The 533-nt window shown below is 62.5% G+C and carries 2 protein-coding genes; both read left to right on the top strand.

What is annotated here, in order from left to right:
* The coding region (locus tag C5F46_RS16310; protein ID WP_146160209.1) for an ABC transporter permease at window positions 1-362 on the top strand (362 nt) is incomplete at its 5' end.
* A 3-nt stretch (window positions 363-365) separates the two neighbouring features.
* A partial coding sequence (locus C5F46_RS16315; protein ID WP_146160270.1) for an ATP-binding cassette domain-containing protein occupies window positions 366-533 on the top strand: 168 nt, incomplete at its 3' end.

Genomic DNA, 533 nt, shown 5'->3' on the forward strand with positions numbered 1-533 from the left:
GGCAGATCGGACTGTTCCTGGGTATCCTCCTGGCGGTGTCTGCCGTGGTGATCGCGCTGATCATCTACACCATGACCATGGAAAAGCTGAAGCAGATCGCCACGCTAAAGCTGATCGGCGCACCGGACCGCACCATCATCGGGCTGATCGTGCAGCAATCGCTGATCCTTGGAACCGCAGGTTGGGGCATCGGTCTGGTTCTAATCCTGCTGGTCAAGGATGTCTTTCCGCGCCGCGTCGTGCTGGAGCCGTTCAACGTGGCCGTTCTGGCCGGGATCATCGTCGTGGTCTGTCTGGCCGCCAGTGGCCTTGGCGTGCGCGCCGCCCTGAAGGTGGACCCTGCCACCGCGCTGGGGGGCTGAGCCATGGCTATCGGTGATATTCTGGTCGATGTGCAGGCCGTGGCCAAGCACTATGGCGACGGCGAAACCCGCGTCGATGCACTGCGTCAGGTTGACCTGCAGGTGCGTGCAGGCGAGGTGATCGCGCTTTTGGGGCCCTCGGGGTCTGGCAAGACGACGCTTTTGAACATC

Source organism: Phaeovulum veldkampii DSM 11550 (assembly GCF_003034995.1).
In the GTDB taxonomy this organism is placed as follows: Bacteria; Pseudomonadota; Alphaproteobacteria; order Rhodobacterales; family Rhodobacteraceae; genus Phaeovulum; species Phaeovulum veldkampii.